Genomic DNA, 25,242 nt, shown 5'->3' with positions numbered 1-25,242 from the left:
GTCCGACGGTGGCGCTGTCCGACGGTGAGCGCCGATGCCGACGGCGCTCCGGCGTCAGCCGTAGCGGTACCTGCCGGGCCCGGTGGCCAGCCGCAGCCCCACCTCCACCAGCGTCCAGCCGAGCCGGGCGCGGAGGGCCCGGCGGCGCCGGTGCGTGGCGGCGAGCCGGTACCCGTCGGCCTCGGCGTACAGCTCGTCGGCGCGGGTGCGGTGCAGAAGGAGGTGGGTCTCGGGGCTCATCGGATGCCTCTCAGACCTTGCGGCGGGGAGGGCGCGCGGGCGGGCGCGACCGAGGGCGAACCGAACGCCGGCCCTGCGGACATCACCTTGCGGGCTCGGTGCGGCTGTCGAAGGAACCGGGGCTGCTCGTCGGCCATCTGAAAGCGGCCTTTCGAAAGTGTCCTTTCATTCTTGCCCGCACGGGGCACCCTGTCCAGCGGTGCCCTTGCCTTCGCCGCCCTACTGCCCACGGCCCCGGTGCAGCCCGGAGCCTTCCGCCCCGTCCGGCAGCCCCTTGGAGAGCGTCGCGCTCGGCTCTCCACTACGCGTCCGCGGACCGCTGGCCGTTCAGGAGACAGCCGCCTCAGGAGCGCCGGGTCATGCCCGGATCACGCCGTGGCGGAAGTGCCCCCATGGCCCTGCTCGCCGCCGGCGCGGCCGGCCCCCGCCGCGGTGGCGGACAGGCAGTCGGCGACGGCGGTACGGCTATTGACGTGCTGCGCGTGGGCCAAGGCAGCACCGTCGCGACCGGCCAGACCCGCCAGCGCCGCTTCCGTCCGGATGCTCTCGTACGTACCCAGTGCGGACACCGGTCCCGGGTGCCCGGCATCGGGAACAGCCACCGCACTGCCGGGTCGGCGCCATGCCGAGCCGGGCCGGGAGCTTGGCCCGGATGGCGGGATGCCGCCCGTGCCCACTGCCGGCGGGGCGCGGGCGGTGTCGCCGACGACGACCACCCGGTCCCCGCCGGCCTTTCACCAGCCCCTACAGGCCCGCACTCAAACGGCGCCCCCGAAGCGTTCCCACACGCGGTGGCTGCCCAAGAGCTGTGTGACCTGCTCCAGAGTGGCGGGGCCGCTGTCGCCGACCACGACACCGGGCGCGTCCGTCGGGACGCCGGCTGTCGCGAGTACGGCGTCGGCGCCGGCCCAGCCGCCGATGGCCTTGCCGTGCCGGAAGGCCTCGGCCAGAAGGAGCGCGACCCGCGGATCGGTGCCGGCGGCCTGCTCACCGGCCGGGCCCGCGGCTGCCTTGGCGTCCCGGGCGCCGAGGGCGTCCTTGCCCATGCCGGGTGTCCCGGCGATCAGGACGGCGTCGAACTCCACCGAGCGGGCGGTGACGTACGTACGCTGCACCGTGATGGCACCGCCGCCGGAACCGAGCTGCCCCCCGGCCGGGGCGATGACGAGCGGCACCATGCCCGCGTCGAGCACGGTCTGCCGCACCGTGCGTACGCCGTCGAGGTCGCCCGCCGCGTCGGTGACGATGCCGATGATCCGGCCGTCCGTCGGCCAGACGGCGCCGACCTGGGACAGCGCGGGACTGGGCTCCACCGGGACGGCCGTCCCGGTCGGTTCGGGGGCCGGCAGGCCCAGGCCCGCGGCGACCTGCGCGCACAGCTCGGCGTCGATGTTGGCCAGGACCTTCAGACCCCGCTCCTTGACGGCCTGCTCGTAGCACTTGCCGAGTTCGAAGGTGTACGCGCCGATGATGTGCTCACGCTCCACCGGGGTCATGCTGAGCCAGAAGCGGCGGGGCTGGCTGAAGTGGTCGTCGAAGGACTCCGGGGCCTGCCTGACCTTTCGCCCCGCCGGGACCTCGACCGGCGTCTCGATGTACGCGCCGGTGTCCGCGCCCGCCACGAAGGGGCAGCCTCCGTCCAGCGAGTTGGGCCGGTACGGAGCGACGCCCCGGTGCACCGCCGTCTGGTGGAAGCCGTCCCGCAGCATGTCGTTGACGGGGGCGTGCGGGCGGTTGACGGGCAGCTGGGGGAAGTTCGGCCCGCCCAGCCGGGTGATCTGGGTGTCCAGGTACGAGAAGAGGCGGCCGGCCAGCAGCGGGTCGTCGGTGACGTCGATACCGGGTACGAGGTGGCCGACGTGGAAGGCCACCTGCTCGGTCTCGGCGAAGAAGTTCGAGGGGTTGGCGTTGAGGGTCAGCAGGCCGATGGGCTGCACCGGGGCCAGTTCCTCGGGGACGAGGTTCGTCGGGTCCAGCAGATCGATGCCCTCGAACATCTGATCAGGGGTGTCGGGGAAGGACTGGATGCCCAGCTCCCACTGCGGGAAGGCGCCGGCCTCGATCGCGTCGGCGAGGTCCCGGCGGTGGAAGTCGGGGTCCACCCCGTTGATGATCTGCGCCTCTTCCCAGACCAGCGAGTGCACGCCCAGCTTCGGCTTCCAGTGGAACTTCACCAGGGTCGTCGCACCCACGGCGTTGACCAGCCGGAACGTGTGGACGCCGAAGCCCTCCATCATCCGGTACGAGCGCGGGATACCGCGGTCGGACATGTTCCACAGCGTGTGGTGGGCCGCCTCCGTGTGCAGGGTGACGAAGTCCCAGAACGTGTCGTGCGCGCTCTGCGCCTGGGGGATCTCCCGGTCAGGATGCGGCTTGCCGGCGTGGATGATGTCCGGGAACTTGATCGCGTCCTGGATGAAGAAGACCGGGATGTTGTTGCCGACCAGGTCGAAGACGCCTTCGGAGGTGTAGAACTTCGTCGCGAAGCCGCGGGTGTCGCGCACGGTGTCGGACGAGCCCCGGGAGCCGAGGACGGTCGAGAACCGTACGAACACCGGCGTCTCCACGCCCTCCGCGAGGAACGCCGCCTTGGTGACCCCGGTCGCCGACCCGTACCCCTGGAACACTCCGTGCGCCGCCGCGCCGCGGGCGTGCACCACGCGCTCCGGGATGCGCTCGTGGTCGAAGTGCATGACCTTTTCCCGCAGGTGGTGGTCCTGCAGCAGCACCGGCCCCCGGGGACCGGCCTTCAGGGAGTGGTCGGTGTCGTACAGCCGGGCGCCCTGGGCGGTCGTCAGGCGGCTGTCCCGCTGCGCGACGTCGGCCTGGTCCACCCCGGTGGCCTGCCCGGTCGGTGAAAAGGTCGCGGGGCCGCGCTGGTCCGGCTTGGGCGGCAGCGGGCCGCGCGGCTCGACCGGTTCGTCCACCGGCGGCGACTCCGGACCGGGCTTTCCGGGAATGCCTTCCTCCGGCCCGTCCGTGCCTCGCAGGGCGCCGGTGACCTTGTCCGCGGCGTGTTTGAGCGGGTTGTCAGCGTCCATCGGCGGATCTCCTTCACGTCGGGCGAGCCGTCGGTGACGCCGGCACATGGCCCGCGGCGCGCGCACACCGCTCGGCGGCGCAGCCGGCCGGCTGCCCAGCACCCGCAGGAGCCACGGAACGGAGCCTCACCGGACGACGCGCGAGCCGACCACAGTCGAGAAGTGAACTTTGGTTCCAAGCCTCGCCATGTGTGCCACGTACGCACGGGATCTATCCCTGCGTACGGCCAGTCGTGCGGACGCCGCACCTCCACCCCTCCCGCATCGAACACCCGTACGAGACGGCGAGAGGGGCCGGCCCCCGCCGAACGTCCGGCGTGACGGTCACGGCCCCGGCACGTACCGCGTGGCCGAAACCCGTACCTGAGCACCCGGACGGCCATGGACCCTCTGTTCATACGCCCTGCCCGACACTTGAGTACCTCCCAGGCACGCCCCTGGGCATGGACGGCAGCTCCCCCTCCCCCACCTCCCTTCCGCCACACCGCGTGGAGACCCGTTGCGTACTTCGGCAGGAACACGGCGCCGGCGGCCGAGGCCACCGGACAGCAGCGCGGAGGACGCGCGCACCCTTCAAGCGCTGGGCTACAGCCAGCAGTTGCACCGCCGGCTGGGCGCCTTCGGCAATTTCTCCGCCTCCCTTTCGGTGATCTCCATCATGTCCGGGACCTTGCTGCTGTTCGGTTACGGCCTGAACTCCGGCGGGCCCGCGGTGATCATGTGGGGGTGGCTCGCCGTCGGGCCGCTGGTGCTGTGCCTGGCGGCGGCCCTGGCGGAGATCACCTCCCGCTATCCCACCAGCGGCGGCCTGTACTACATGGCACGCCGGCTCGGCGGCGAGCGGTGGAGCTGGTACACCGGCTGGCTCAACCTCCTGGGCCTGCTCGGCGGGATCGCCGCCCAGGACTACGGCATCGCGACCTTCACCGCCGCCTGGGCGAACCTCCAGTGGGGGCACACGCCGACTCCGGGCTCCCTGCTGGCTACGTACGCGGTCGTCCTCGCGCTGCACGCGGCCCTGAACCTCTTCGGCGCCCGGCTGATGAACTTCCTGACGTCCCTGAGCGCGTGGTGGCACCTGGCGGGTGCCGTCGTCATCGTCGGCACCCTGACGCTCGTGCCGGCCCACCACCAGCCGGCCGGTTTCGTGTTCTCCGAGTTCACGAACAACACCGGCTGGAGCGCCCCGGTCTACGTGATGCTGCTGGGCATGCTGCTCCCGGTCTTCGCCCTGGCAGGCTATGACACCTCGGCCCATCTGAGCGAGGAGACGAGCCGGGCCTCTGTCGCGGCGGCCCGCGGGATCGTCCGCTCGGTGGCGGTGTCCTGGATCGCGGGCGGCCTGCTGCTGGCGGCGCTGCTGTTCGCCGTACAGGATTACACCGCGACGCTGTCCGGGCCGACCGGCGTACCGGTCGCCCAGATCTTCCTGGACGCTCTCGGCGTGGCTCTGGCCAAGGTGCTGCTGCTGGTGATCATCGTGGCCCAGTTCCTGTGCGGATACACGGTGACCGCCTCCGCCAGCCGGATGATCTACGCGTTCGCCCGGGACGGCGCCCTGCCCGGATCGGCGCGCTGGCGGCAGGTGAGCCGCCGCACCGCCGTCCCGGCCAACGCCGTCTGGCTCGCGGTCGGTGTCGCCTTCGTGCTCGCACTGCCGTCCCTCTACTCCGCCACGGCGTTCTCGGCGGTGACCGCGATATCCGTCGTGGGCTTCACCCCGGCGTACGCCATCCCGGTGCTGTTGCGGCTGCGCCACCGCGACCGGTTCACCCCTGGTCCCTGGCACCTGGGCCGCTGGAGCCGGCCGATCGGCTGGGTGGCGGTGCTGTGGGCGGCTGCGGTCTCCGTGCTGTTCCTGCTGCCGCAGACCAGTCCGATCACCGCCACCAGTTTCACCTACACGCCTGTCGCCGTGGCAGTGGCCCTCGCCCTGACCGCTCTGTGGTGGCGCACCGGTCGGCACTCGTACCGCGTACCCGGCTCCCACTCCCCTGCCGACGCCGATATCGATATCGATACCGATACCGATACCGATACCGCTGTTGATGCTGATGCGACTACCGGTACCGGTACCGACGAGTTCAAGCCGACCAACATCTGACGGTTGCGAGCCCGTGTGTCACACCTCGCAAGTAGAGTCCCACCGACCAAGTGGCGCCTCAGTCGATCGAGCTGTTCGTTTCATCACCTGCGCAAGGGCGCCCGCAATTCCGGCAATTCAGGGGGTAAGTACGGTGACTGGTCCAGCGGAGTCCGTCGAGTCGGTGCAGCAGCTCGCGGTGGCCTGGCGTGCCATGGTGCTCGACCGCGACGCGGGCGCGGATGTACGTGACCTTCCCGGCATCGCCGTTCGCTGGGCCGACTGCCGGTTCGCGTTCTGGAACTGCGTCACCCTGACCGACGTGGGCGCGGGGCCGGAGGCCCTCCGGGGCCGCCTGAGCCAGGCAGCGGACATCATGCGCGTGAAGAAGCACCCCGGTTTCCTGTGGCTCTTCGAAGACCTCCTCGACGAGGAGGCTCGCGCCGCGCTGCCGGCAGCGGCCGAACAGGCAGGATTCCGGTACGCCTTCCCCGGTACGGGCATGGCCGGAGACCTGCTCCCGGTGCCCGATCCGGCCCATCCCGACCTGACGTTCACGCGCGTGCGCACCGAGGAGCACCTGCGGGCCTACGCGGACCTCAACTCGCGCGCGTACGGGTTCCCGTTGGAGGAGGGCCGCGACGGCCTCGCCGGGTCCGCGCTCTGGAAGAACGAGGTGTATGCCTACCTGGGCCTGCGCGGCGACATACCGGTGGCGTGCGCCGCTACGGTCGAAACGGACGGCCGCCTCTTCGTCGTACTCGTCGCCACCGACCCGCAGTGGCAGCGCAGGGGTTACGGCGAGGCGGTCACGCGCAAGGCACTGTACGAAGGCGCCAGGGCCACCGGTCTGACCCGCGCCACCTTGCACGCGACCGCCGCCGGGGCTCCCGTGTATCCGCGTATCGGATTCAAGCCGAATTCGCCGATCGGCTTCTACAGCTTGGCGGACCGGTAGCCCGGTGCCTTCTCAGGGTGGCGTGGGGGGTTGAGTGGCGTGGGTGGCCGAGTGGGGTGAGTGGCTGAGCGGGGTGAGTGGCTGCCGTCACCGAGGTGCGATCGCCTTGACCCACTCGTCGGCGGTGAGGACATCCGCCCACTGCGGGAACAGTCGCTCGGTGAGGACCCGGTGCACCTCCGGGTCGGTGTCCAGGCAGGCGTCGGAGAGGACGGTGAGACCGAAGTCCAGGTCGTTCGCCTGGCACAGGGTGGACAGCACCACGGCGCTGGTGGCGATGCCGGTGAGTACGAGGCTGTCGATACCGCGGGCCCGCAGCACCACGTCGAGGTCGCTGCCCGAGAAGGCGCTCGCCCGTCTCTTGGTGACCACCACGTCGCCCGGCCGGGGCGCGACCTCGGGGTGGATCTCGGTGCCCGGGGCGCCTTCGACGTAGAGTCCGGCCCGCGCGATGGCGGCGAGGGGCCTGTTACGCGTGCCGACTTCCGGGAAGCCGGGGCGTAGCGCGATGGTCACGTAGATGACGGGTAGGTCCGCCGCCCGGGCCCCGTCGATCGCCCTGCGCAGGCGCGGCAGGTACCCGGAGCCGTCGTCGACGATGTCCACGATGGCCCGTTGGACGTCCATCACGAGAAGAGCGCTGCTCAAGTCGCCTCCAGAAAGAAGCCGGTTCGGCGCCGGAACGGGCCGGGGTCTGCTTTTCGACTCGCCCGGATCCGGGCGACCTATCGGTGACCAGTCTTCGCCATCCTCCCTTCTCTCCTCGGTGCCGGACCAGACCGCCAAGCTCACCTGCCGGCAGCGCCACGAAACGCCGACCGACGTCTGACGGCCAGAAGGTCAGACGATCAGGCAGCCCAGCCCAAGGAGGAGACGTTGCTGTAAGCGTCGTAATCGGAACCCAGGTCGGGGATCAGGTCGTCCCAGATGCGGTCCAACGCTTCGGCGTCGTCGGCCAGCCATGCGTCCACGGCCGCGTCCCAGTAGCGCGGGCGGACGGTCAGGCGGCGGGGGGCCAGGTCGCGTCGGTAGCGGGATTCGACGCGGGTCTGGTCGACCGGGTTGATCTCGATGCGGGTGCCGCCGCGGGACATCAGCCGGCGTTTGAGGTCGGTGGCGACGTTGCGGCGGCGCAGGTCCCAGTACGCGTCGTCCAGCTTCTTGCGGTTGGCCGGGTTCGGGGAGCGTTCCTCGGCGAGCCAGGCGTAGAGGGTGCGGGCGCTGACGTTGATCCCGGCGCGGTCCATGGCCGCGTAGCCGGCTTCGGAGGTGGTCAGGTAGCGCAGGCGGGCGGCGATGCCGCGCTCGGAGTGCGGGGAGGACTGCAGGCCGGTGACCATGCGTTCGATGCCGTGGCCGAGGGCGTCGCCGCCGCCCATGCCCTCGGCCGCGTAACGGCCCAGCTCCCTCCACCGCCCCGCCATCAGCGGGCCCCGTCAGGCATGACGACGGTGTACTGGACGGGGTCGCCGTCGCGGTCGGCCTTGATCTTCATTTCGCTCAGGCCGCGGCCCTCGGGGAAGACGGTGCGCCAGTCACCGGCGACGTGCAGCTCGTCCGTACCCATGACGCTGATGACGGTCAGGCCGGCCTGGTGGGCCTTGTAGGCGCGGTTCCACAGGTTCGCGAACGCCTGGGAGCGCACGATGTGCATCCAGTCGGGGCGTTCGATCTCCCGGTTGTGCACCGACTCCCCCAGGGTGGAGACGAACTTGGCGTACATCGCCTTCACATACGCCTCGGTCACCTCGTCCCCGGACTCGATGGCTGCGCTGCGGGCTCCGGCCAGCAGTACGCGCAGGGCGTCGAGGAAGTTCTCGGTGGCGCCGGAGGTCCACGACTCGTGGATGACGGGCGGCTCGTCCAGGAGGCGGTACTTGGGGCCCGCGAGGCGCAGCAGGAGGCGCAGGGTGGATTCCGTCACCCACAGCGGGCCCGGCTCGTCGCGGTCGCCGAGGGGGTTGGGGAGTTCGCGGTGGTCCCAGGCGGGCGGGGTGATCAGGTGGACCCCGGCGCGTTTGCGGTCGTGGGTGCCGTCGGTGGAGTGCTCCAGTTTGCCGATCGGCAGCCACGTCTTCATCGCCGACAGGTACGCCGCGTTGACGTCCAGTGCCGTGACGTGGAGGTCGCCGTCGGGGTGGCGGCGATAGTCCGGGTGGCGCCAGGACGGGCGGGCCTCCCAGATCAGGTCGGGGTCGCCCTTCCTCGGTTTGTGCAGGATGTCCGGCAGCGCCGGGTAGGCGGTGTAGTCGTACCGGGCATTGGCCCGGGTCTCGTCGAACAGCGCCATCACATCAGGGATCGCCCGCTTGACGAGCGCGGCGATCGCGGCGTCGGCGTCGCCCCTGGCCTTGTCGAGTTCCGTCCGTACCGCACGGACGATGAGCTGCTCGGTGTCGGCCTGAGCGCGGGCGGCCGAACGGGCGCGGCGCTGCGCGTGGTGGCGCTGCGCGCTCTGCGCGGCCGCTGCCGCCGGGCTCGTCGTCGGCTCCGCCGCCGGGTGCCCGGGCGCGGCGGGTACGGGGCAGAAGCCGCCCGGGTGCAGGGAACGGCCGTCGGTCGCCTTGTAGGGGGTGGGCGCACCGCAGCGCAGGCACGGGGCCGTCTCGCCCTGGACGACCAGGCCGTCGGGCCCGAAGGCGCTCCGGGCCTCGGCGGCCACCGGGGCCGCGGGGACCGGCGGAGTCGGCGGGGTCGGGGCGACGGGGACTGCCGGGATTGCCGGGGCTGCCGGGGCTGCCGGGGCTGCCGGACCGGGAACGGTGGGGGTCTGGGCGGGGGCGGGGTGGATCCGGGCCAGGCCCTCCAGCAGTTGCAGGTACTTCAGCCGCGCCGGCGGTGCCGGGTCACTGGTCCCGGCCTCCCAGTTCGCCACTGTCTGACGCCCCACCGCGCACGCCTGTGCCACCTGCGTACGCGACAGACCGGCAGCGGTACGCAGCCGCAGCCGCTCCGCCGGGGACGGCATGGTCGCCGCCAGCCGCGCCTCCTCCAGCAACGCTTCTACACTCGGACGCTCACCCTCGGACATCCCCTCACCCTAGCAACATTGGGCGGGTATTGGGCGCTCATTTGGCGCATGTTACGGACTCCGTTGCATCATGAGGGCGCGACCGACGCGGCGAGCCCGGGGCCGGAGACGGGACCGGGACCGGGGCCGGGGACGGCGTCGAGAGCGCTGCCGGCACGGGCGTCGGGCGCAGGTTGTGCAGGTAGGCGCCGAAGCCGTGCGGGGCGCGGGGAGTGGTCCGTCCGGAGGTGAGGACCGGGCAGTCGTCGGTGCTGAGGATGCGGGCGCCGGTGCGTTGCAGTGCGGCCACCAGGGCGTGGTCCTCGCTGTGGGTGAGGGCGGGGAAGCCGTGGGCCCGGTGGTAGGCGGGGGCGGCGACACCCAGGTTGGCGCCGTGTACGTGCGGGTGGTTCCAGGTGTGGCTGTGTTCAGGGCGGCCGGCGAAGTAACGGGTGTGGTGGTGCTGGGCGATGGTGGTGCTGAGGGTGGGGTGAGGAGCGATACGTATGGTGCCCAGGACGCAGTCCCACCCGGCGGTGGCCTGCTGGATCTGGTAGGCCAGCCAGTCGGCGGGAACGAGGGTGTCGGCGTCGGTGGTGGCGATCCAGGCGTGTTCGGCAGCAGACCCGAGGAGGTCGAGGCCGTGTGCGACGGCGGCGGCCCGGGCCGCGCCGACGTTGCGCCGGGCGAGCTGGACGACGTGGGCGCCGTAGCGGCGGGCGAGCGCAGCGGTGCCGTCGGAGCAGGCGTCGGCGGCGACGACGGTGACCACCGGCAGGTCCTGTGCGCGCAGCCGCGGGTGGCGGGTGGCGGTGTGCAGGGCCCGGAGGACGGAGGGCAGGGTCGCGGCTTCGTCGTGAGCGGGGACGGCGACCACCAGGGCGGTGGGAGGCGCGGGCGGGAGCGAGTGGTTCACACCAGCCCCTCGGCTGCCGCGGGGGCGGGGGTGGCGCTGCCGTCGGGCAGGCGTCGGGTGAAGGTCTGCAGTACGAAGTCGGTGTCGTCGAGCCGGGTGACGGGGGCGAGTTCCGGTACGGCGGAGAGCAGCGGGGCGAGCTGGGATCCCGTACGCAGATGGTCTTCGACCGGATGGTTCCAGTGCGCAGTGATCAACGTTCCGCCGGGCTGGAGGCTGTCGACGGTACGGGAGAGGACCGCGTGCAAGGCGGCGTCGTCGAAGTAGTACAGCAGCTCCGAGAGGACGATGAGGTCGAAGGTGTCTTCGGGCCACTGGTCCGGAATTGCCAGAGGGCGCACCTGGACGTGCGCCTGGTCGCGGTTGCGGGCGGCGGCTGCCTGGACGGCTGCCGGTACCCGGTCGGTGGCCAGCACTTCGTCGCACCGTTCGGCCAGCAGTCGGGTCAGGACGCCGACGGAACAGCCCGGCTCGAAGGCCCGGCGGTAGCGGCGGCGGGGCAGGGCGGCAACGGTCAGGGCGTACTTGCGCTGCTCGTACCACCGGTCCGCCAGCTGCCAGGGGTCGGCGGAGCCGGCGTACATGGTGTCGAAGTAGGACGGGGGCGTGGCCTGGCTGGTGCTCATATGAAGACCGTCTCGAAGGGGCGGGTGTGGTGGGCGAGTTCGGCGGGCGGCAGGATCACGGATCCGGGGGCAGGGGCGGGAGCGGGGGCGGCTTCGAGGTCGGTATCGACGTCGAGAGGGGTGATCTGGCTGGTGAACTGGCGGATCGCTGCCTGCTTGCGGGCCTGGGCCCAGGCGGGCAGGGGCAGGCGGCGGGCGGTGTCCCAGGGCACTCGCGGGTCGCCGGGTGAGGCCCAGTGCCACATCCACACCGGGTAGTGCCAGCACGGCGTACCGGTCTGCCGGGCGGCGGCCGCCGCAGCCCGCCCGGCCGCCTCGTGGTCGGCATGCAGGTCGCCGGTGAACGGTGCGACGCACAGCCGGGCGCCGGTCTGCCGCAGCACCGTGCTGAGCTGCCGTGTCAGCTGCTTCTCGTGCGCGCCGACGTCGGTGTCCGGGACGTGCAGCCGGTACGTACGGTGCTCGCGCAGGGCGAGGTCACCGAGGGCGCGTTCGAGCTCGGCCGCTCGCAGCGCGGCGATCCGGCCCGCGGGCAGGTGCGGGTGGGAGCCTTCCCCGTCGGTGACGGTCACGAGGTGGACCGGGCCGGGGAGTTGCGCCATCGTGCCGCCGAAGCCGAGGACCTCGTCGTCGGGGTGGGCGGCGACCACCACGACGGGCCCGGACGGCGGCTGTACGACGGGCAGCCGTGCCAGGCCGGCCCAGGCGGCCCAGTGCTCTTCCGGGGTGCCGGGGGCGTCGATGGCTTCGGCGGCCGCCTCGCGGTCGAAGGTCTCGGTCATCGCCGCGGCCCGGCTTCCTGCGCGACCAGGGCGCCGAGCTCGGCGAGGTTGCGGTCGGCGTGGTGCTGGCGGATGTAGACCGCCAGGTCGGCGGCGTTACGGGCGTGCCGCGGGTCGTGACACAGGGGGCCTGCGCCGGTCGCCCGCCCTACCCGGTCCAGGACGTCGCGGCAGGCGCGCTCCGCTATCGCCCTGACGCGCAGGCTGCGCAGTCGGGCGGTGCCCTCGGTGTCGAGCGGGTCGGCGTCGATGGCTCGCGCAGCTTCCCGTAGCGCGCTGTGCGCGGCGTGCAGCGCCACGTCCACCGCGCCGAGGTGCGCGGCGGTCAGCGGGTCCGTGGTGCGCGCGCTGTGCTGCAGGGTGTCGGCGACGGCGCGCGCCCCGCCGAGCCAGCAGGCGGCGACCCCTATCCCGCCGTGCTGGAAGCCCGGACGGTCCAGGTAGGCCCCCACTTCGCCGACGGGCCGGCCCGGCACTGCCGTGAAACGCACGTCAGGTGTGTCGCTGCCGGCCATGCCGATGGCCTGCCAGGTCCCCTCCAGGGGCGCGTAACCGGGGTGGTCGGTGCGTACGGCGAACAGCTGGCGGCCGTCCGGAGTGTCGGCGGTGACCAGGGCGTGGGTGCACGCGTGTGCCCACGAGCAGTACGCCTTGTGCCCGTCCAGCAGCCACTGGCCGCCCTCCTGGCGCGCTTGCAGGCCCGTACCGGGTGGCTGCGCGGCCCACACGCCCCAACGCTCGCCCGGGCCGGGCGGGGCCGCGCCCAGTTCCTGGAGGATGGCCGCGGCGTCGGCGTGGCCCTCCGCCAGGCGGGCCAGCGACAGGTCGGTCCGGCCGAGCGCGTACAGGGCGGCGAAGCGCTCCTGGGTACGGCCCGCTCCCGGCAGGGGCAGGTGGTGGGCTTCGGTGTCCACCCAGGTACGGAACCGGTCGGCCACCGAACGCCGCAATTCCTCGGCGTCCGGAACGGCGCATCCGATGTCTCCTGCCACAGTCACTTCTGGTCTCACCTTTCGCACAGCGTGCCGGTGCGGCGGTCGCCTCCGGGAAAAGGGTTACGGCCCGCATCTCGTGATGGGCCGGTGCGATCCCGGATACCCCGCGAGTGCTTTCTTATTACGGCGCCGCCGCTTGGTGATCGTCTGTGTCGCGGGGATTTCTGTGCGTGACGGATGCTGGTCCGGACGGCCTTTCGGAGGGCGGCCTCAGGAATGGCGGACTTTCGAGACGGCAGGCCGGCCAGGGCCGACGGCCATTCAGAACAGGCCGGGCAGCCATTCGGACCGGAGCAGGCGGCCCTTCAGAACAGAGGCTCAGTGGCCGGTGAGTTCGCCGCTGAGTTTGTCGTGGAGGTGGGCGCTCGGGGCATTGAGACCGGTGATCTCGACGGTTTTGCCGCGCTGTCGGTACTTGGTTTCGATGGCGTCGAGGGCGGCGACCGAAGAGGCGTCCCAGATGTGCGCGGCGGACAGGTCGATGACGACGCGGTCGGGATCGGTGGCGTAACGGAACTGGCCGACGAGGTCGTTGGAGGAGGCGAAGAAGAGTTCGCCGGTGACCGCGTAGACGACCGTGCCGTCGTCGGGGCCGGGGGCGGGGGTGACCTCGGCGAGGTGGGCGACGCGCCGGGCGAAGATGACCATCGCGGTGACGGAACCGACGACCACGCCGACGGCGAGGTTGTGGGTGGCGACCACCGCGACCACGGTGATCAGCATGACGGTGATCTCACCGGCGGGCATCCGCTTGAGGGTCTTCGGAGCGATGGAGTGCCAGTCGAACGTCGCGCACGACACCATCACCATGACGGCGACCAGGGCGGCCATGGGAATCTCGGAGACGACGGGGCCGAAGACGATGCACAGCACCATCAGGAACGATCCGGCCAGGAACGTGGACAGGCGGGTGCGGGCGCCGGAGACCTTCACGTTGATCATCGTCTGGCCGATCACGGCGCAGCCGCCCATGCCGCCGAGGAAGCCGGTGACGATGTTGGCGATGCCTTGGCCGATCGACTCGCGGGTCTTCGAGGAGCGGCTGTCGGTGATGTCGTCGACGAGCTTGGCGGTCATCAGCGACTCCATCAGGCCGACCAGCGCCATGGCGAGCGCGTAGGGGGCGATGGTGGTCAGGGTGTCCATCGTGAAGGGGACGTCCGGCAGGCCGGGTACGGGGAGGGCGGAGGGCAGCTCACCCTTGTCGCCGACGGTCGGGACGGCGATCCCGGCGGCGACCGTGATCGCGGTGAGGATGCCGATGGACACCAGCGGGGCCGGGACCACCTTGGTGACCTTGGGGAAGAACACCAGGAGGGCGAGCCCGCCGATGATCAGCGGGTAGACGGCCCACGGCACGTCGTGCATCTCGGGCACCTGCGCCATGAAGACCAGGATGGCCAGCGCGTTGACGAAGCCGACCATCACCGAGCGCGGGACGAACCGCATCAGCTTGGCCACGCCGAGAGCGCCCAGGGCGATCTGGAAGACGCCGGCCAGGATGACGGTGGCGATCAGGTGACCCAGGCTGTGTTCACGGTTCATGGGAGCGATCACCAGGGCGACCGCACCGGTCGCCGCCGAGATCATCGCCCGGCGCCCGCCGACGACCGAGATCGTCACGGCCATGGTGAAGGACGCGAACAGGCCGATCGCCGGGTCGACCCCGGCGATCACCGAGAACGAGATCGCCTCGGGAATCAGGGCCAGGGCCACGACCAGGCCGCCCAGGATCTCGGTGCGCCAGACCTTCGGGTCGGACAGCCAGTCGGGCTTCAGGCCGCGCAGGCGCGCGGCCACGGAGGCTACGCCGGGTGTGGAGGGTGCGGAAGACAAGGGCAGGGAACCTGTCGTGCTCGGGCACGCCCCGCGGAGCTGACGGCCGGGACGCACGGAAGGAGAAGGACGCGGGGGGGGGTGGGCGGCGGGCCGGCCTGTCTCGGCGGCGCCCGCTCATGCCCTGGGGCGAAGGATCACGGCGGGCAGGCAGCGGCGGCGGGCGTCATGGACATGCGCGTACGCTCGATTCTGCACAGGCTACGGTCTTCGCCGGAGGCGTCGTCGGCCCCGACACGGCTGACGGTCACGGAGCAGCAGCCGTCCCGCCTTCATGGAAGCGGTACGACAGGCAGACAGACAGGCGGATGGACAGACACCTGATGCCGTTGACGATGCCGACAGGCTCCTACTCTACCCTGACGTAAGGGTAGAGATCGATGGAGACCGAAGTGGCGGGAACGACAGCGGCGGGAACGACAGCGCCAAGAACGACATGGCCGTCTGCGGCCTCGCACATGCGGAAAGGACGGACGCCCGCGTGAGCAGCGAGCACATGCAGATCGGCGAGGTCGCCGCACGGACCGGACTGTCCCTGCGCACCATCCGGCATTACGAGGAGACCGGCCTGGTCACCCCCTCGGCCCGCTCCCAGGGCGGCTTCCGCCTGTACACCGAGGCCGACGTCGCCCGCCTGATGGTCATCCGCCGTATGAAACCGCTCGGCTTCACCCTCGACCAGATGCGCGACCTCCTGGAAGCCACCGACCGCCTCGATGCCGGCGGAGAACTGACGGACGCCGAGCGGGACGCCTTGTTGGGCCGGATCCGTGGTTACGAGCGGGACGCGGCCGAACAGGTGGAGAAGCTCCGCACCCAGCTGGCGCGCGCCGAGGATTTCGCCGCCACACTCCGCGAGCGCCTTGCACCCGGGCCTGGCCTGGATCCTGGCTCCGGCGGCACCCGCCCATGACGACGGTCCCCCGCCGAGAGCGCTCCGACCGCCGCGACGGTGCTGAAGCTACCGGGGTTACCGGGGGCACCGGGACTACTGGAACTGCCGGAGCCACCGGAGCCACCGGAGCCACCGGCAAAACCGGAACCGATCCCTTCGGCCCTCACCCCTCCCCCGCGATGTCCACCGCGGTCAACCCCGGCCCTCCCCCTACACTAGAACGCTGGTTCTAGCGTAGCGGTGCGGCCTACAGGGTGAACCACTCCCCGGGAGGCGTGACCGAGGGAGTGACGCCCAGTTCCGTCGTGCGCTTCTCGAAACGTTCGACCGCCCGCGGCGTCTCGACGTGGACGGGAGGCTTGTGCAGCGTGCCGTAGTGCATGGGGACCGCGACGCGGGCGCCCAGGATGTGGGCCGCGACCGCGGCCTCCTCCGGGAGCATGGCGGCGTGGAACGGGCTCGGCGGCCGCAGGTGGGGCAGTTCGACCGTCGGGTCGTTGACGGGAACGAACGCGACGTCCACCGGGCCGAATCGCCGTGCGATCGACCACCAGTGACCGTGGAACACGGTGTCCCCGCCATGGAAGACGCGCAGGCCGTCGCACTCGACGACCCAGCACAGCTGCGGATCCCCCAGCCCGTCGACGAAGGGGCCCGCGCCGATACGGAACGGGCCGGCGCTGCGCTCCTCCCACGGCCGTACGACCTCGGCGGCGATGCCGTGCGCACGGAATGAACCTTCCACCTCACAGGTCCATTTGAGGTCGCCATCCGGCCCGACGACCGGCTCGGGCCGGTACACGGGCGCACCGGCAGCCAGCGCCTTGCGGATGGCCACCGGATCGGCGTGATCGGAGTGCAGGTGCGTCACCAGCGGCGCCACCGTCTCCCCGGGGCGGAGGCCGCCGGGAACTTCTCGTACGAGAACAGCGGCGAGGCGTCCTCGATGAGGTCGATGACCAGCGCCTGTCCGGCGTGTTCGAGTTCCACGCCGGCCCACCCCAAGCGTCGCAGTCGCACGGCGTCGTCTCCTTTGCGTCACGGTCCGGTTCGGTCCGGTTCGGCACGGCCTGCCGTCCAGGCATGCCCGCAAACCGCATACCGGGGTTGAGTGCGCGCGCCACTAGAACCAGCGTTCTTAGAACGGTCGCTCCTACCGGCAGCAGAACGGCCGTTCTAGAGATGTCCGTACAGGACACCGGAACCACGCCCGCATCTTTGTGCCTTCTGCCAGTACGAAGGCCCGCCGACGTGCAGGGAGACTGCCCGGGCCAAGAGCGCGACTCGACGAGACACGGGGAGAACGACACAGTGAGCGTGCAGCAGTACGACGAGATCGGCGAGGCGTTCGAGGGCTTCAAGTCCCTGCCGCTGGCGCACTTCGCGGAGGTGCCCGGCTTCCTGGCCATGGTCGGGGACGTACACGGCAAGTCGGTCCTCGACCTGGCCTCCGGCACCGGTTTCTACAGCCGGGAGTTCAAGCGGCGCGGCGCCGCGGAAGTGCTGGGAGTCGACATCTCCGGCGAAATGGTCGCCGTGGCGCGGGAACTGGAGGAGCGCCGACCGCTGGGTGTGCGCTACGAGGTGGGCGATGTCGCCGCATTGCGGCCCCTGGGCCGGCAGTTCGAGGTCGCCACGGCGGTCCAGCTGCTCAACTACGCGCAGGACATCGCGGCCATGGAGCGCATGTGCCGCAACGTGCGCCGGAGTCTGGCGCCCGGCGCCGAGTTCTTCCTGCTCAACCAGTCACCTGACTACCGATTCGACGGTCCCTCCATGCGCGCGTACGGCTTCCTCAGCGAGCCGACCGGCGAGCAGGCCGAGACCGGACCGTACGTGCGGATCACGGCGCTGCTCGAACCGCCGGTCTCGTTCGTCACCACCTGCCCGCGCCGCGAGGTCTACGAGCAGTGCCTGCGGGCGGCCGGGTTCGGCGAGGTGACCTGGGTACCACTGGAGGTGTCCGACGCCGGCGTGCGCAGGTTCGGCGCGGACTTCTGGGCGGACTTCCTCGCCAATCCCCCGCTGGAGATGCTGCGCTGCCGCGCCGGCGACACCCCGGCTGCTCAGGCCGGGGCCCCGCTCTGCCGATAGGGCGGAAGACTGCGACCACGGTGCGCTCCGCGCGGCCCCACGGGCGGCGAGCAGAGGCCGGCTGGTCCGGTCCGCAGCCGGCCGGAAACCGGCCGGAGACCGGTCCAGCCAGGACCGGTGACACGAGCGAGCGCGGCGCACAGGCGATGCGGGCGGAGAGCGGGTGCGATGGACGACACGCAGGGAGTGGACGTCGCCGTCGTGGGTGACGGAGTGCTGGGCCTGTCGGTGGCGGTGGAGGTCGCCCGGCGCGCGCCCACGTCGCGGGTGGCGCTGATCGGCCCGCCGGGGCGGGAGGGAGCGGCCACCCCCGCGGCGGGGGCGATGCTCAACTGCTTCGCGGAGGTGACGCAGTACACCGGCAGGCACCCGGCGGCGCGAGCGAAATTCGCGCTCGCTCGCGCCGCACTGGACCGGTGGCCCGCGTGGCTGGAGCAGCTCGCCGAGGAGGCTGGGCCGCCTGTCGGTGAGGCGGCGGCGGCCTCACACCTTCCGGGTACCGTCGTCCTGCTCGGCGACGGGCCCGGGTCGATCGCTGCCGAGAACTTCGCGGCCATGTGCCGCACGGTCCATGAGTACGGCGAGCCGCACGACCTGGTCGATCCCGGCGACATCCCCGGTCTGCTGCCCGCACCGCGTGCCCGCCCCTTCCGTGCGCTGTACCTGCACCGTGAGGGCTGTGTCGATGCGCGCGCCCTCCTGGACGCGCTGGAAGCGGCCGCCCGGCGGTACGGAGTGCGTGTCGTACCGGCGGCGGTACGGCGGGTACTGGCCACCTCCGGAGCCGTACGCGGAGTACGGCTGGCGGACGGCAGCACCGTGGAGGCCGACGCGGTGGTCCTCGCCGCGGGCAGCGCGAGCGGCGAGCTGGCCGCCGGCGTACTGCCGCCGGGCGCGGTGCCTCCCTTGCTGCACGGGGCGGGGTCAGCGCTGCTGACCCGGCGCACGCGCCCCGGCGGCACACCGTACGTGGTCCGTACGCCGAACCGCGGTGCCAGTTGCGGCGTTCACGTGGTGCCGTTGCCGACGACGGGCCGGTACTACCTCGGCGCGACCAACTTCATCACCTGCCACCGCCCCGACGGCCCCGCTGTCGGCTCCGCCGAGACTTTGATCCGCACCGTGCGCGAGGAGATCGACCGGACGGTCGCCACCAGTCGGCTCACGGGATGGGTGTGGGGCAGGCGGCCGATCGCCCTGGACTGTTTCCCCCTGATCGGCCCCTGCTCCGTGAAGGGACTCGTGTTCGCCACCGGCACCTACCGCGACGGCTTCCACGGCTCACCGGTCATCGCCCGCCAAGTGGCCGATCATCTCTTCGGCGCCGCCGCCCCGCCCGGCACCGACAGGGCGTGGTTCACCCCGGAACGCGCACCGATCGAGACCATGACCGTGGAAGAGTCCCTCACGGAATCCGCCGCGCACGCCACCGCGACGGCCTACGAGCACGGGCTGGACCTGCCGTTCTTCCTCGACGACGACCTGGTGACCGGCTTCGTACGCGACCGGGCCCGCCGGCTCCACGAGAAACTGGACCACCCCGTCGCGCTGGCCCCCGAAATCCTCCTGCTCGCCTTCGTCCTCGCCGCCCCCGCCACCGGCCACCCGCACCCCGCCGACTGGCTGGCCGATTACCTGCGGGCAGCCCGCACGTATCACTCCCGCAGCAGGTGATCAGACCTCGACGTCGTCCCCCTGGCCCCCGGCGGCCGTCACCGCTGCGCAGCAGGCCGCACCACGATCTCGTTCACGTCGACCTGGTCCGGCTGCTGGACGGCGTAGGCGATGGCGTCCGCGATCGTCACCGCAGGAGGCACGCGGCCTGCTGGCCGGCAGCGACCACGTACGTGGGTGGTGGCCGCAGTACGACGTGCAGGTCCGGCGCGGCGGGCGCAAGCGGCTGCGGCGCCGGGGCCGCGGGCGGCTTCCGGCCCTCCGGGGGCTGAACGCCGCCCCCGGACTTCCGTCGCCCAGGGCACGGCGTCTCGCGTGACAGCCCGTCAGCAGGAACCGAGGTCCTGCCACACGCCCCACTCGCCGGTGGTGCCGGGCTCCTCGCCCGTCGTCCACCACTTGGCCTTCCAGGTGTGGCCCTGGTGCGAGACTTCCTGGCCGGCGGTGTAGACCGCGCCGGCGGCCCAGGGCGCGGCCGTGCACCGGCCGCCGCTGCCGCCGGTGACGGTCAGGTCGTACGTCGCCGTGTGGCGGCCGGAGGGCCCGGTGCCGGTGACGGTGATGTGGTGGGTGCCGGACGCGGCCGCGGCGGTGGTGGTGGTGAGGGTCAGGGTGGAGGAGCCGCCCGCGGTGACGGAGCCGGGGCTGAGCGAGGCGGTGACGCCCGCGGGGACGCCGCTGACGGTCAGGTCCACCTTCTGGGGCGCGCCGGCGGTCACCGCGGTCCGTATCGTGGTGGTGGCCGTGCCGCCGGCGGTCACCGATCCGGCGGCGGGTGCCGCCGTCACCGAGAAGTCGTTCTGCGGGGTGCTGGAACCGCTGGTGAAGGGCGCGAAGATCCGGGTGAAGTCCCAGGTCTGCTGCTCGATGCCGGAGCAGTGGTCCGCTGCCGGGCCGCCGGGGCAGCTTCCGTTGTCGCGCTGGAGCGCCCAGAACGACAGGGTGTTGATCTTCTTGGCGGTGGCCCAGGCGTAGACCTGGCGGGCATGGGCCAGGGTGAAGGTCTCGGCGGGGCCGAAGTCGTCGACCCCGGGCATCTCGGTGACGCCGATCATGCCCCAGAGCTGGGCGTCGTTCTTGTCCGGGTAGAGCCGTGCGAGCTGGTCGTGCAGGCCCTGGGCGGCGGTCTCGGTGTCCTTCGCCATGTCGTGGGCGGCGTTGTCGTAGTAATCGAACGTCATCAGGTTGACCACGTCGACCTTGGTGCCGTTGCTCACCGCGTTCTTCAGCAGCGCGACCGCGTCGGCGGCGAGGCCGCGGGTGGTGGTCGGCAGGGTGTAGGAGATGTCGAGCTTGCGGCCGTTGGCCGCCGCCCAGTCCTGGACGCGCTTGATCGCCTTGTTGCGCCGGTCGATGCCCGCGGTGTTGTCCAGCGCGTCGACCTCGATGTCCATGTCGAGCCGGCTGATGTCGTAGGTCGTGACGACCTTCTCGTACGCGGCGGCGATCTGCTGGACGTCGGTGCAGCTGTCGGCGATCTCGGTGCCGGTGGTGTCCGCGGTGTAGCCGCCGAACGAGGGGATGACGTCGCCGCCCCGGGCCTGGATGGTCTTGATGTCGCTGCCGAAGGTGGCCGGGGAGATCGGCATGCTCGTACTGCCGTTCCACAGGGGCGTGCAGGAGCCCTTCGTGGCCGTCTGGATGAACGCCATCGTCAGGTGCCCGGCGCCCGACTCGGCGGCCTTCGCGGCGGGGCTCTCGCCGGTCCACGACTCGAAGTAGGGGGCGAAGACGTGGGCCGGCAGGGGCGTCGCGGCCGACGCGCCGCCGGCTCCGGTCACGGTGAGGCCGAGTGCGGCGAACGCGGTCGCGGCGGCGGTGAGGGCCGTGCGTAAGGAAGGGATGCGTCTCATGGTCTGTTCCGTCCAGCAGGTGAGGGGGTGACCCGTGCGCCCCGTGTGACACGGGGCCGGGAAGAAACTCCTCCTGAGGGCAGGGGCATGTCAATGGTCTGGACCAAACGGAGACCAGCGCCGTACCGCCACCCCGGTGGGCAGCCGGGCGCGCCGCACCGATTTGCTGGTGACCGGCATCACGATGATTTTTCGTCCTGCATGTCGACCGAACGCCACATGGGGGGCGTATGGCAGGTGAAGCGAGAGATCCGGGAGTGGCTGTTGACCGTCGAGGAGTTCGAAGAGTTCTACGCCCAGACGGTCGCGCGGCTCACGGGACAGCTGTACGTGATGCTCGGCGACCTGCACGAGGCGCAGGACGTGGTGCAGGAGGCGTTCGTACGGGGCTGGAACCGGCGTCGGGAGCTCGACCGGAGCGGCCGGCCGGAGGCATGGATCCGCACGGTCGCCTGGCGGCTGGCCGTCAGCCGGTGGCGGCGCCTGCGCCGCAGCGCCGACGCCTGGCGGCGCAGCGGCGTCCCGCCCCATGTCGAGGGGCCGGAGCCGGGGCAGGTCGCCCTGGTCGAGGCGCTGCGTGAGCTGCCCGTACAGCAGCGCCGCACGCTCACCCTGCACTACCTGTGCGACCTGACCGTCGAACAGATCACGGGCGAGACGGGGCTGTCGGCGAGCACCGTCAAGACGCACCTGAGCCGTGGCCGCAAGGCGCTCGCCGACCGACTGCACGACCCGCGCATCGAGGAGGCGCCCGGTGTCTGAGCCCCAGGACCCGCTGCGGTCCCTGTTCCAGCAAGCGGCCGACGCCGGCCGCGACGGTGCCGCGGCCGCACCGGCCGCCGAGATCTCCGCGCGCGGACGGCGGCTGCGCCGGCGGCGCATCGCCGCGCTGGCGACGGCGGCCTGCCTGGCCCTCGGAGGCGGCGTCGCGACCACGGCCGCGCTGCTCTCCCGTACCCCGGCCCCCGTGGGCCCGGCCGGCACGCCCCCGCCCGACCGGCCGTCGCCGGACCGGCGGCCCTCCCCCACACCCACCGCGCCCGGTTCCACCGCTCCCCCCTCGTCCACCTCCACGCCCACCGCGCCCCGTTCCACCGCCCCGCCCTCCCCCACCTCCACGCCCACCGCCCTCCGCTCCACCGCCCCGCCCACTCCGGAGTACACCACCGACCCCTCGCTCCCGCCGCGCTCCACTCAAGGCACGGCCACCTCACCGCCCTGAGCCGGCTCCCGCTTCCTGACCTGGCGGACCGCCGCCGGGTGATCCGCCCTGCCTGCCCCCACACCCAAGGAACTCGTCATGCCCGCTTCGCCCGTCTCCGCGCGCGAGCACCCCCCTGTCCCTGCGGCACCCCGGCACAGCCCGCACCCCCCGGAACCCGCCGCCCGGACCGGCCGGGTGCGCTGGAGACTGCCGGGCCGTACGGCCTGGCGCCTCGGCCCGGCGGACCGGGACATCCTGTGGCTGTACCTGTCGACCCGAATAGGTATCTGGCTCACGGCGTACTGCGCCCGGTGGCTGTTCCCCGCCAACTCCGCCACCCACGACCCCGGCCCGTCCCTCGCGCCGTTCCAGCACTGGGACTGGGACCACTTCCTGCACATCGCCCAGCAGGGCTACTTCCCCGGCCAGGCCGGGCCGTGGCTGCCCGACTGGGACAATCGGGAAGCCTTCTTCCCCGGCTTTCCCCTCGTGCTGCGCGCCGTCCACGTGCTCGTGCCGGACTGGGCCCTGGCCGGGCTGTCGGTCTCCTTCGTCTCCGGAGCCGTCGCCGTACTGGCTCTGGCCCGCATCACCCGGGAGCACCTGCACGGCACCGCGGCGGGACGGCGTACCGTCCTGTTCTTCCTGGTCTCCCCGTGCGCCGTCTTCCTGGCCGTGGGCTACACGGAGGCGCTCTTCCTGGCGCTGGCCCTGCCCGCCTGGCTGGCGGCCCGACGCCACAACTGGCCGGCGGCGATGGCGCTGACCGCCGCCGCCACCGCCGTACGCATCAGCGGCCTCTTCCTCGCCGCGGCCCTGGCCACCCACTTCCTCCTCAGCCTCCGCGCCACACGCGACTGGCGCGCGCTGCCCTGGCTGGCTCTGCCCGCGCTGCCTCCCGCCCTGTTCAGCTGGTACCTCCAGGTGCACACCGGCGACTGGACGGCCTGGAAGAGCGCTCAGGAACGCGGCTGGTACCGCACCTTCCACACCCCCTGGGAGGCCTGGGCCAACACCTGGCACAACGCCTTCGGCCAGACCCAGAGCACCGGCTACGCCTTCATGTTCCAGGCCGAACTCGTCGTCATGCTCGTCGGCGTGGCGCTGTTCGTCGTGCTGGCACGCGAGCGCCGCTGGCCCGAGGCGGTCTACGTAGCCCTCAGCCTGTGCGCTCTGGGCACCTCGTACTGGTACGTCTCCATCCCCCGCGCCGCCCTCCTGTGGTGGCCCCTGTGGATCATCCTGGCCGGCTGGAGCCTGCGCAGCCCCCGGTTCAGGACCGCGTACCTGTGCGCGGTCGCGCCGCTGAGCACCGTCTTCGCCCTGACCTTCCTCAGCGGGCGTTGGACCGGGTGACCAGGGCCGGGTGATCAGCCCGAACGGCCCGCGTCCGGCAGGACGGGGCCGTTCCTGGAGCCGTCGTCGTCACGTGCCGTCCGTGAGCTCCAGCGCGGCGAACTCCTGGTCCGCCCAGATCCGGCGCGAGACCTCCTCCGGGTACGGCACCGTGGCGGAGGCCGCAGCGAACACCCGGGTGAGCCGGTCCCCGGGCCGGTACGGATCCCAGCCGGGCGCACCGGTTGCGGCGAAGGCGGTCCAGGCCGTCATCATCGCGTCCGAGACCGCTGTGGCCTCGGCGGAAGGTTCCTTCCCCAGGAGCAGTTCCGCGATGTCGCCTCCGAAAGCGCCGAAGACCAGCGGCACGTCGAGCCCGTGGCAGGCGCCGAGTGCGCCGTCCATCGCCGGGCTCGGCCAGGCCAGTTCGTACAGGTACGCGGTGCCGCCGCCGGCGGTGTGGGCCTCGGCCAGGTGGAGGCTGGGCATACGGAACAGCCAGTCGGACAGCACCAGGTCCTGGAGGTCGGTGGGGTCCGCGTCGGGGTGGCCCGTCCGGTAGGCGCGCGCTCCGGCGGCATCGGGCGCGTACCACGCGAGGGCGGCGGCGGCTTCCTCCTCGGTGACCTTTCCGCGCCGCCCCGAGAGCGCGGTGAAGCCACGGCACTCGTCCCGGGTGTGCCCCACGATGAGGTCGATGCCGGCGCTCTGCCCCGCGCGCAGTGCCTCCCAGGGGGTGCGCGGCAGTACGTCGGCGTCGATCACGGGCGCGAACGGCATCCGGGTCCGGGCCGCCCGGCCCCACCGCGTCTCGTGGGCCGGCATCGCGTTCAGTACGGAGTCCGCGGCGTCCCGCAGGGCGTCGGGGGTCACCGGCGCGAGAGCGGCGCGCGTGGGAGCCACCCCCAGCTCGGCGGCGACGGCGGAACCGATGTCCGCGGCCAGCGGCATGCTGAAGAAGGTGCCCGGCACGCTCTGCGCCACGGCCCGGTGGAAGAGGCCGGCCGCGCGGGGCATCGCCATCAGCGCCGCCACCGCGCCCGCGCCCGCGGACTCGCCGAAGACGGTCACCCGTCCCGGGTCGCCGCCGAAGGCCGCGATGTTGTCCCGGACCCACTCCAGCGCGGCGACCTGGTCCAGCAGGCCCCGGTTGGGGGGCGCGCCCTCGAACTGCCCGTATCCCTCGGCGCCCACCCGGTGGTTGAACGTCACCACGACGGTGTCCCGCCGCGCCAGGCCCGTACCGTCGTATCCGGGCCCCTCGGCCGAGCCCATCACGTACATGCCGCCGTAGATCCAGACCATGACGGCCAGCCCCGCCGCGCCGGGGTCAGGGCTGTGGACATTGACGGTCAGCCAGTCGTCGGCCCCTGCCACACTCTGCCGCCCGGTGCCGTACCCGACCGCGAGGGACTGTGGCGGCGGCGGCCCGAAGACACCGGCGTCCCGTACGCCGTCCCAGGCCCGCGCGGGCACCGGCGCGGCCAAGTGCAGGTCGCCGACGGGCGGTTGGGCGTACGGGATCCCCCGGAAGACGGCCACGCCGTCCTGCCATCGGCCCCGGACGACGCCGCAGGCGGTGCGGACTTCCGGTGCTGCTCGGTCGGTTCGGCTCATACGGTCCCCTTCTCCCGGAGCGGCACACTCCTGCCCCGGCGCCGCGCGCAGCCACGCCGGGCGACGCACGCCGCCTTCCGCTC

General features: G+C 72.1%; 22 protein-coding genes and 1 pseudogene. 8 read left to right on the top strand and 15 right to left on the bottom strand.

Annotated features, from left to right (window positions below; translation table 11 throughout):
• Nucleotides 1–54: 54 nt before the first annotated feature.
• Nucleotides 55–240: a hypothetical protein gene (locus AB0L45_RS16215; RefSeq protein ID WP_365840219.1), complete on the bottom strand. Its 186-nt coding sequence runs from the start codon at nucleotides 238–240 to the stop codon at nucleotides 55–57.
• Nucleotides 241–998: 758 nt separating this feature from the next.
• Nucleotides 999–3,281 (bottom strand): catalase, encoded by a 2,283-nt coding sequence (locus tag AB0L45_RS16210; protein WP_365840217.1) that lies wholly within the window; start codon nucleotides 3,279–3,281, stop codon nucleotides 999–1,001.
• A 499-nt stretch (nucleotides 3,282–3,780) separates the two neighbouring features.
• Here AB0L45_RS16210 and AB0L45_RS16205 point away from each other — a divergent pair, with 499 nt between their 5' ends.
• Both AB0L45_RS16205 and AB0L45_RS16200 read left to right on the top strand, forming a co-directional pair.
• Nucleotides 3,781–5,385: an amino acid permease gene (locus tag AB0L45_RS16205; RefSeq protein ID WP_365840216.1), complete on the top strand. Its 1,605-nt coding sequence runs from the start codon at nucleotides 3,781–3,783 to the stop codon at nucleotides 5,383–5,385.
• Between the two features lie 133 nt (nucleotides 5,386–5,518).
• Nucleotides 5,519–6,322, top strand: coding sequence for a GNAT family N-acetyltransferase (locus AB0L45_RS16200; RefSeq protein WP_365840214.1), 804 nt, complete (start codon nucleotides 5,519–5,521; stop codon nucleotides 6,320–6,322).
• 87 nt (nucleotides 6,323–6,409) lie between these two features.
• Here the strand turns inward: AB0L45_RS16200 and AB0L45_RS16195 are convergent, their stop codons facing one another.
• The 8 genes from AB0L45_RS16195 to AB0L45_RS16160 all read right to left on the bottom strand — a co-directional run bounded on the left by AB0L45_RS16195 (nucleotide 6,410) and on the right by AB0L45_RS16160 (nucleotide 14,451).
• On the bottom strand, nucleotides 6,410–6,970 hold the full coding sequence (locus tag AB0L45_RS16195) for an isochorismatase family cysteine hydrolase (protein WP_365840212.1): 561 nt from the start codon (nucleotides 6,968–6,970) through the stop codon (nucleotides 6,410–6,412).
• Nucleotides 6,971–7,170: 200 nt separating this feature from the next.
• A complete protein-coding gene (locus AB0L45_RS16190; protein ID WP_365840210.1) occupies nucleotides 7,171–7,746 on the bottom strand; it encodes a transcriptional regulator in 576 nt (191 codons plus the stop codon).
• Nucleotides 7,746–9,353, bottom strand: a complete 1,608-nt coding sequence (locus AB0L45_RS16185) for a helix-turn-helix transcriptional regulator (RefSeq protein ID WP_365840208.1) — start codon at nucleotides 9,351–9,353, stop codon at nucleotides 7,746–7,748. Before AB0L45_RS16185 ends, AB0L45_RS16190 begins: the two co-directional genes overlap by 1 nt.
• A 37-nt stretch (nucleotides 9,354–9,390) precedes the next feature.
• Nucleotides 9,391–10,248 (bottom strand): glycosyltransferase, encoded by an 858-nt coding sequence (locus AB0L45_RS16180; protein ID WP_365840206.1) that lies wholly within the window; start codon nucleotides 10,246–10,248, stop codon nucleotides 9,391–9,393.
• Nucleotides 10,245–10,874, bottom strand: a complete 630-nt coding sequence (locus AB0L45_RS16175) for an SAM-dependent methyltransferase (protein ID WP_365840204.1) — start codon at nucleotides 10,872–10,874, stop codon at nucleotides 10,245–10,247. Before AB0L45_RS16175 ends, AB0L45_RS16180 begins: the two co-directional genes overlap by 4 nt.
• Nucleotides 10,871–11,656, bottom strand: a complete 786-nt coding sequence (locus tag AB0L45_RS16170) for a PIG-L family deacetylase (RefSeq protein WP_365840202.1) — start codon at nucleotides 11,654–11,656, stop codon at nucleotides 10,871–10,873. Before AB0L45_RS16170 ends, AB0L45_RS16175 begins: the two co-directional genes overlap by 4 nt.
• The gene (locus AB0L45_RS16165) at nucleotides 11,653–12,654 is read right to left on the bottom strand and encodes an acyl-CoA dehydrogenase (protein ID WP_365840200.1); all 1,002 of its coding nucleotides are present in this window, start codon (nucleotides 12,652–12,654) and stop codon (nucleotides 11,653–11,655) included. Before AB0L45_RS16165 ends, AB0L45_RS16170 begins: the two co-directional genes overlap by 4 nt.
• Before the next feature lie 315 nt (nucleotides 12,655–12,969).
• Nucleotides 12,970–14,451 carry a SulP family inorganic anion transporter gene (locus AB0L45_RS16160; RefSeq protein ID WP_365840198.1) on the bottom strand — a complete coding sequence of 494 codons (1,482 nt, stop codon included), beginning with the start codon at nucleotides 14,449–14,451 and terminating at the stop codon, nucleotides 12,970–12,972.
• Nucleotides 14,452–14,968: 517 nt separating this feature from the next.
• Here AB0L45_RS16160 and AB0L45_RS16155 point away from each other — a divergent pair.
• A complete protein-coding gene (locus AB0L45_RS16155) occupies nucleotides 14,969–15,400 on the top strand; it encodes a MerR family transcriptional regulator (RefSeq protein ID WP_365840197.1) in 432 nt (143 codons plus the stop codon).
• A gap of 229 nt (nucleotides 15,401–15,629) precedes the next feature.
• Here AB0L45_RS16155 and AB0L45_RS16150 read toward each other — a convergent pair whose 3' ends face one another.
• Together AB0L45_RS16150 and AB0L45_RS16145 are read right to left on the bottom strand one after the other, a co-directional pair.
• Nucleotides 15,630–16,253 (bottom strand): MBL fold metallo-hydrolase, encoded by a 624-nt coding sequence (locus AB0L45_RS16150; RefSeq protein ID WP_365840195.1) that lies wholly within the window; start codon nucleotides 16,251–16,253, stop codon nucleotides 15,630–15,632.
• Nucleotides 16,250–16,402: a hypothetical protein gene (locus AB0L45_RS16145; RefSeq protein WP_365840193.1), complete on the bottom strand. Its 153-nt coding sequence runs from the start codon at nucleotides 16,400–16,402 to the stop codon at nucleotides 16,250–16,252. Before AB0L45_RS16145 ends, AB0L45_RS16150 begins: the two co-directional genes overlap by 4 nt.
• A gap of 291 nt (nucleotides 16,403–16,693) precedes the next feature.
• Here AB0L45_RS16145 and AB0L45_RS16140 point away from each other — a divergent pair, with 291 nt between their 5' ends.
• Together AB0L45_RS16140 and AB0L45_RS16135 are read left to right on the top strand one after the other, a co-directional pair.
• Nucleotides 16,694–17,476 carry a class I SAM-dependent methyltransferase gene (locus AB0L45_RS16140; protein ID WP_365840191.1) on the top strand — a complete coding sequence of 261 codons (783 nt, stop codon included), beginning with the start codon at nucleotides 16,694–16,696 and terminating at the stop codon, nucleotides 17,474–17,476.
• Nucleotides 17,477–17,644: 168 nt separating this feature from the next.
• Nucleotides 17,645–19,150, top strand: coding sequence for an FAD-dependent oxidoreductase (locus AB0L45_RS16135; RefSeq protein ID WP_365840189.1), 1,506 nt, complete (start codon nucleotides 17,645–17,647; stop codon nucleotides 19,148–19,150).
• Nucleotides 19,151–19,188: 38 nt separating this feature from the next.
• On the opposite strand, the pseudogene AB0L45_RS16130 reads toward AB0L45_RS16135, so the two are convergent.
• Both AB0L45_RS16130 and AB0L45_RS16125 read right to left on the bottom strand, forming a co-directional pair.
• Nucleotides 19,189–19,287, bottom strand: a pseudogene (locus AB0L45_RS16130) (oxidoreductase); the annotation flags it as partial.
• A gap of 189 nt (nucleotides 19,288–19,476) precedes the next feature.
• A complete protein-coding gene (locus tag AB0L45_RS16125) occupies nucleotides 19,477–21,003 on the bottom strand; it encodes a chitinase (RefSeq protein WP_365840188.1) in 1,527 nt (508 codons plus the stop codon).
• A 264-nt stretch (nucleotides 21,004–21,267) separates the two neighbouring features.
• Here AB0L45_RS16125 and AB0L45_RS16120 point away from each other — a divergent pair, with 264 nt between their 5' ends.
• From AB0L45_RS16120 to AB0L45_RS16110, 3 genes are all read left to right on the top strand, one after another.
• Nucleotides 21,268–21,765, top strand: a complete 498-nt coding sequence (locus tag AB0L45_RS16120) for a SigE family RNA polymerase sigma factor (RefSeq protein WP_365840312.1) — start codon at nucleotides 21,268–21,270, stop codon at nucleotides 21,763–21,765.
• On the top strand, nucleotides 21,758–22,225 hold the full coding sequence (locus AB0L45_RS16115) for a hypothetical protein (protein WP_365840186.1): 468 nt from the start codon (nucleotides 21,758–21,760) through the stop codon (nucleotides 22,223–22,225). The genes AB0L45_RS16120 and AB0L45_RS16115 overlap by 8 nt, the downstream gene beginning before the upstream one ends.
• Nucleotides 22,226–22,402: 177 nt before the next feature.
• Nucleotides 22,403–23,563: a mannosyltransferase family protein gene (locus AB0L45_RS16110; RefSeq protein ID WP_365840310.1), complete on the top strand. Its 1,161-nt coding sequence runs from the start codon at nucleotides 22,403–22,405 to the stop codon at nucleotides 23,561–23,563.
• Nucleotides 23,564–23,632: 69 nt separating this feature from the next.
• Here AB0L45_RS16110 and AB0L45_RS16105 read toward each other — a convergent pair whose 3' ends face one another.
• Entirely contained in the window at nucleotides 23,633–25,159 is a 1,527-nt protein-coding gene (locus AB0L45_RS16105; protein ID WP_365840184.1) for a carboxylesterase family protein, read from the bottom strand.
• Nucleotides 25,160–25,242: the final 83 nt, after the last annotated feature.

Origin of the sequence: Streptomyces sp. NPDC052496, assembly GCF_040679095.1 — a bacterium.
Taxonomy (GTDB): domain Bacteria; phylum Actinomycetota; class Actinomycetes; order Streptomycetales; family Streptomycetaceae; genus Streptomyces.
Note: the sequence above shows the minus strand (reverse complement) of the source record. Positions and strands in the feature narration are given on the sequence as shown.